This is a genomic window from Micromonospora sp. S4605 (assembly GCF_003176715.1).
Taxonomy (GTDB): domain Bacteria; phylum Actinomycetota; class Actinomycetes; order Mycobacteriales; family Micromonosporaceae; genus Micromonospora; species Micromonospora echinaurantiaca.
The window spans coordinates 1-1,322 of sequence record NZ_QGSW01000012.1; the positions used below are offsets into that span (position 1 = coordinate 1).

Consider the following 1,322-nt stretch of genomic DNA (forward strand, 5'->3'; position numbering starts at 1 on the left):
GTCCCCGCCGCAGCAGGGGCAGTGGGGCCGATCGGCCGGTGCGCCACCGGCCGCCAGTCCGGCCTACCCGCCCGCCGCCGCGCCCGGCCGTCCGCCGGCCGGCGGCCCCGGCACCCCGTCCAGCTACCCGCCGGCCACCGGTCCCGGCACCCAGTCCGGCTATCCGCCGGCCGGCGGCGCCGGCACCTCGCCGGGCACCGCGTCGGCCACCGCGCCCGGTCAGCCGGCGGCGGCCGGCCCGGGCAACCCGCCGGCGCCGACCTATCCGCCCGCCGGAGCGGGCTACCCGCCGCCTGCCGGACCTGCCTACCCGCCGCCCGCCGGAGCGACCTACCCGCCGGCCGGCTCGTCGGGCCTTCCGACCACCGGTGGAGATGCCTGGTCGGGGGCGGCCCCGGCCGTGCCCCGCCGCGGCCGCTGGCGCACCATCACGCTCGCGGTGGTGGTGGCCGTGCTGGCCGTGGCGACCATCGTCCAGGCGATCCAGATCCACCTGCTCTCCGACCGGCTCGGCGACACCGGGCGCCGGCTGGACACCGCCCAGGCCGCCGACGGCACCCGGTTCGACGGGCTGGAGCAGCGGGCGGGAGCGCTGGAGAAGCAGGCCGGGGCCGCGTTCAACCCGGAGGCGGTGGCCAGCGCGGTGCTGCCCAGCGTGTTCCGGGTGCGGGCCGGTCAGTTCACCGGCACCGCGTTCGCGATCGGCAAGCCGGCCGCCGGCGGCGGCACGAACCTGTTCACCAACTTCCACGTGGTGGAGGCGGTCTGGGACGGCGGTGGCCGGGAGGTCTTCCTGGAGCGCACCGACCAGCGGTTCCCCGCCACCATCGTCAAGGTCGACGAGGCCAACGACATCGCCCACCTGCGCACCACCAGCAAGTTCACCGGGCTGGTGGCGGCCCCCGCCGCGGTGAAGTCCGGCCAGCAGATCGTCGTGGTCGGCGCGCCGCTCGGGCTGGAGGACAGCGTCACCACCGGTGTGGTGAGCGCGTTCCGCAAGGCCGAGGGCGGCGACGGCCCGGTGATCCAGTTCGACGCGCCGATCAACCCCGGCAACTCCGGCGGCCCGGTGGTCAACGGCAGCAAGCAGGTGGTCGGCATCGCCACCGCCAAGGCCCGGGACGCCGAGGGCATCGGTCTCGCCGTACCGATCAAGACCGCCTGCGACGGCTTCAAGATCTGCTGACCCCGGTCAGCCACCGACCCGTACCGATCCCGGTCCGGCGGGCCCACCCTGCCCGGACCACGCGCACCTGGAGGAAGAGCAGAGATGTCCCAGCCACCGACCGGGCCGGGCGGCTACCCGCCGCCGTACCCGCCGC

The 1,322-nt window shown here is 76.7% G+C and carries 1 protein-coding gene; it reads left to right on the forward strand.

The window, feature by feature from the left end; translation table 11 throughout:
* Nucleotides 1–1,186, forward strand: a 1,186-nt coding sequence (locus tag DLJ47_RS36545) for a S1C family serine protease (protein WP_233257582.1), incomplete at its 5' end; no start/stop codon positions are given.
* Between the last annotated feature and the right edge of the window lie 136 nt (nt 1,187–1,322).